The organism is Pengzhenrongella sp. (assembly GCF_036565025.1).
Classification (GTDB): domain Bacteria; phylum Actinomycetota; class Actinomycetes; order Actinomycetales; family Cellulomonadaceae; genus Pengzhenrongella.
In genome coordinates this window covers 1-4209 of sequence record NZ_DATCNW010000319.1, presented here as the reverse complement: position 1 = coordinate 4209, position 4209 = coordinate 1, and the positions used below count along the sequence as shown (strand labels likewise).

4 protein-coding genes are annotated in these 4209 nt (G+C 73.3%); 3 read left to right on the top strand and 1 reads right to left on the bottom strand.

Going from position 1 to position 4209, the window contains the following annotated elements; translation table 11 throughout:
* A partial coding sequence (locus tag VIM26_RS18520; protein WP_331953949.1) for a winged helix DNA-binding domain-containing protein occupies positions 1-935 on the bottom strand: 935 nt, incomplete at its 3' end.
* A gap of 39 nt (positions 936-974) precedes the next feature.
* Between VIM26_RS18520 and VIM26_RS18515 the strand changes: the two genes are divergently transcribed.
* The 3 genes from VIM26_RS18515 to uxuA all read left to right on the top strand — a co-directional run bounded on the left by VIM26_RS18515 (position 975) and on the right by uxuA (position 4088).
* On the top strand, positions 975-1979 hold the full coding sequence (locus VIM26_RS18515; RefSeq protein WP_331953947.1) for an asparaginase: 1005 nt from the start codon (positions 975-977) through the stop codon (positions 1977-1979).
* A 185-nt stretch (positions 1980-2164) separates the two neighbouring features.
* Positions 2165-2902, top strand: a complete 738-nt coding sequence (locus VIM26_RS18510; RefSeq protein WP_331953945.1) for a FadR/GntR family transcriptional regulator — start codon at positions 2165-2167, stop codon at positions 2900-2902.
* A 10-nt stretch (positions 2903-2912) separates the two neighbouring features.
* Complete coding sequence (uxuA, locus tag VIM26_RS18505; RefSeq protein WP_331953943.1) at positions 2913-4088, top strand: mannonate dehydratase; 1176 nt, start codon at positions 2913-2915, stop codon at positions 4086-4088.
* The last annotated feature ends 121 nt before the right edge of the window (positions 4089-4209 follow it).

Here is a 4209-nt window from a genome sequence, read left to right as displayed (position 1 = left end):
GCCACCACGCGTCCGCCCGCCAGCGCCACCGGCCGGATCACGCCGTTCGTCGTCGCGACCCCCCGGTGGGCACCGACGAACGGCTCGCGCGAGACCCAGCCGAGCAGCAGCGGGTCGAACGGACCGAGCAGGCGTGGTCCGGGCAGGGCCGACGGCGGCGTGCGGTCCGTCAGGTCCAGGAGCCCGTCGCCCCGATCCCTGAGGTCGGCGCCGATCGCGCCGACCCCGCGCCGGGCGTCGGCGAGCGTGATGCCGGCCCATTTGGACAGGTCCCGCGCGTCCGCCGGCCCGTGCCCGGCCAGGTACCGGCGGGCCAGCCGGGCCAGGGCCTCCTCCCGGGGGAGGGGTGCCGGGGGCTCGCCGAGCCAGCCCCGCACCTCGACGAACGCGTGCTCGCCGTCGTGCATCGGGCCGCGCAGCACGTGGCCGCGCAGGGATGCGGCGAACAGCACGTGCACGAGTGCCTGCCCGCGGGTCGGCACCCCGGCGGCCTCGAGCCGGGCCTTGAGCTGGGCGCGCGACTGCGGTCCGTCGGCCCGCACGGCGGCGCGGATCACCGCCACCCCGCGATCGGTCTGATCCGGGCTGACACCCTCCTGCCCGAGGCGTCGCGCGTTCGCGGTGACGAGCTGCGGCGTGGTGAGCGCGTGCAGCCACCAGTAGTCCTCGGCCGCGACCAGGTGCAGGGTGCCGCGGTTCAGCCAGGTGATCACCAGGGCCCGGTCGGTCAGGGCGCGGTCGACGTCGTCGGCGGTGAGGCCGGTCGAGCGGGCGCGCACGCTCAGTCGCGCGCCGCGCGCATCCTGACCCTGCACGGCCAGCAGCCGGCGCACGACGTCGACCGGGCTGCGGGCCGGGGGACCGGCGAGCAGCTGGGCGGTCAGGCGCTCGGCGACCACCTGCGTGGACCGGTCGTCGGGCGAGCGGGGCACCATCACAGGGCCACGGTAGGGGCGCTGCATAAACTTCGGGTCATGAAAAAGCCAATGATCGCCGTCGGCGCGCTGGGCGGCACGATCGCGATGCGCCCCGCCGTCGCCGGCCGGCCGGTGTCGCCCGGGATCGGCGCCGAGGAGCTCGTCGCAGCGATCCCCGGCCTGCAGGACGTGGCCGAGATCCGCGCGCACACCGTGTGCAACGTCGGCTCGCCGTCAGTCACCTTCGACCATGTGCTCGAGGCCCTGGACTGGGCCGACGCCGAGGTGGCGCGCGGCGCCACCGGCATCGTGCTCACGCACGGGACGGACACCATGGAGGAGACGGCCTACCTGCTGGACCTGCTGTGGCGGCGACCCGAGCCGCTCATCCTCACCGGCGCGATGCGCTCGGCGGACGAGCCCGGCGCGGACGGTCCCGCCAACCTGCTGGCCGCCGTCGTCGCGGCCACGTCCTCGCGGCTGCGGGGCCTGGGAGTGCTGCTCGTGATGGACCACGCCGTGCACCTCGCGGACCGGGTGACCAAGAGCCATGCGATGAGTGTCTCCACGTTCGCCTCCCCCTGGGGTGCGCCGATCGGCCGGATCGAGGAGGGCAGGGTGCTCCTGGACTACCTCCCCGCCGACCCGCGTCCCGAACCCCTCGACGTGCCGATCTCGCGCGACCACCGCGTCGCCCTGATGGAGGCAACCCTCGGCGGCGACGGCGAGCTGGTGCGCCTCGCGGTCGACGGCGGGTTCGACGGCGTCGTGGTCGCCGGCTCCGGTGCCGGGCACGTCTCGGCACTCGCGGCCGACGTCATCGGCGACGTCGTGCCGCGCGTACCGGTCGTCGTGGCGACCCGCACGGGGGCCGGCCGGACGGCGACGTCGACCTACGGCTACCCGGGCGCCGAGGTCGACCTGCTGGCGCGCGGCGTGATCATGGCCGGGGCGCTGAGCGCCCGCAAGGCCAGGCTGCTGCTGTGGGTCCTGTTGGGCGGTGGTGCGGACCGCGCCCGGATCGCGCGGGAGTTCGCTGTGCGAGGCCGCTCGGGGGCCTGAACGGGCCAGAAGGTCCTGCGCCCAGAGGTGTGACCTCTCCGCGAAGCAGTCGGACCAGCGCTCCCGATTCAGCGGCCCGTGCTCACCGACTTGCCAGGCGGTTGCGCTTGACATCCACTGCCCACCCCTGCCACCGTGTCTCGCGAACCCAAAGAGGTCCAACCTATTAGCGACGAGGCTTAGTGATGGCTGAACCGGCCGGGTCCGGCGGCACCGCCTCCCAGACCGCTCTCGCGCTGATTCGCGACCGAATCTCCAGCGGCCAGTTTCCCGCGAACTCGCGGTTGCCGCGGGAGATCGAGCTGGCCGTCGAGCTCGGGGTCTCGCGCAGCGCGCTCCGTGAGGCGATCCGGGCGCTCGAGCTGGTCGGGGTGCTCGCGAGCAAGCACGGCTCCGGCACCTACGTCACCTCCCTGCGGCCACGGGACCTGATGCGAGGGCTCGACTTCATCAACCCGTTCCTCGCGGTGGACTCCGCCGTCGAGCTGGTCGAGTTCCGCCGGGTCGTCGAGCCCGCCGCCTGCGCGCTGGCCACCGAACGTGCGACGGCGGACGAGAAGACCGCGATCCGGGCCCTCTTCGAGACGATGGAGGAGACGACGGACCCGGCGCAGTACGCCCGCCTGGACTCCGAGTTCCATCAGGCGATCCTGGGTGTGAGCGGCAACTCGATCCTGATCGCGGTGAGCCAGGCGCTCACCTACGGCAGCGCGTCGCGCACGATGTGGCGGGTCGTGACCCAGGACGCCATCCCCGAGCGGACGCGACGCGAGCACGAGGCCCTGGTCCTCGCTATCGAGACCGGCGACCGCGACCTCGCGCTGGCCACCGCGCACGCGCACATCGCCGCGGCACAGGCCGTCATCGGGCAGGCCTCCCCACCGACCACACCCCCCGAACCACGACCCGTACCTGCGACCTAGGAGACTCCCGATGGAACACACCTGGCGGTGGTTCGGCCCGGCCGACCCGATCACGTTGGCCGACATCAAGCAGACCGGCGCGACGGGGATCGTGACGGCGCTGCACGAGCTCCCGAACGGGGTGGCGTGGCCCACGGAGCTGATCGCCGAGCGCAAGAAGCTCATCGAGGCGTCCGGGCTCACCTGGTCCGTCGTCGAGAGCGTGCCGGTGCACGAGGACATCAAGCGTGGTGGCGCGCGCCGCGACGAGTGGATCGCGGCGTACTGCGAGTCCCTGCGCAACCTCGCCGCGAACGGGATCGACGTCGTCTGCTACAACTTCATGCCGATCCTGGACTGGACGCGCACCGACCTGCGTTTCGTCCTGCCCGACGGCGGCTGGGCGCTGCGGTTCGACCAGGACGCGTTCGCGGCGTTCGACCTGTTCATCCTGGCCCGCCCGGGCGCCGAGGCGGAGTACGACGACGCGGGGATCGCCCGAGCCCGCCAGTATTACGACAACCTGTCGCAAGCCGGTCGGGACCTGCTGGCGGCGAACATCATCGCGGGGCTGCCGGGGTCGGAGGAGCGGTACACCCTCGAGTCACTGCGCGCGATGCTCGCGACCTACGCGGACATCGACGCGGCCGCGCTGCGGGAGAACCTCGGGTACTTCCTGCGCGCGATCACCCCGGTCGCCCACGAGGTCGGCCTGCGGATGGCGATCCACCCCGACGACCCGCCGCGCCCGCTGCTGGGGCTGCCGCGCGTGGTGTCCACCCAGGCCGACGCGCAATGGCTGCTCGACGCCGCGCCGAGCGTCGCCAACGGACTGACGTTCTGCACGGGCTCCTACGGGGTGCGCGCCGACAACGACCTGGTCGCGATGGCGACCGCGTTCGCGTCGCGGATCTACTTCGCGCACCTGCGGTCCACGGTGCGCGAGGAGGCCCCGGCGAGCTTCCACGAGGGGCCGCACGTCGGCGGCGACGTCGACATGGTCGCCGTGATCGCGGCGCTGGTGACGGAGGAACGCCGTCGGGAGCGCGACGGCGGGCCGCGGATCCCGCTGCGCCCCGACCACGGCCACCAGCTCCTGGACGACCAGCACCGCGAGTCCAACCCCGGCTACTCCCTGATCGGCCGCCTCAAGGGCCTCGCCGAGCTCCGCGGCGTCGAGGCAGCCGTCCGCTCCCTCCTCCCATAACCCGCCCCTCCCCCCGACGTGTCAGCCCCAGCGCGCCCCATACCCCGCGCTACCGCTGACAACTTTCCGGGCAGTCCGAGTGTCAGCCCGAGCGCGCACCAGGGACCGCGCTCGGGCTGAC

Excerpts from the sequence above, each read along its gene's own strand:
- VIM26_RS18515 (WP_331953947.1), top strand. The coding sequence starts at position 975 with ATGAAAAAGCCAATGATCGCCGTCGGCGCGCTGGGCGGCACGATCGCG.
- uxuA (WP_331953943.1), top strand. The coding sequence starts at position 2,913 with ATGGAACACACCTGGCGGTGGTTCGGCCCGGCCGACCCGATCACGTTG.
- VIM26_RS18510 (WP_331953945.1), top strand. The coding sequence starts at position 2,165 with ATGGCTGAACCGGCCGGGTCCGGCGGCACCGCCTCCCAGACCGCTCTC.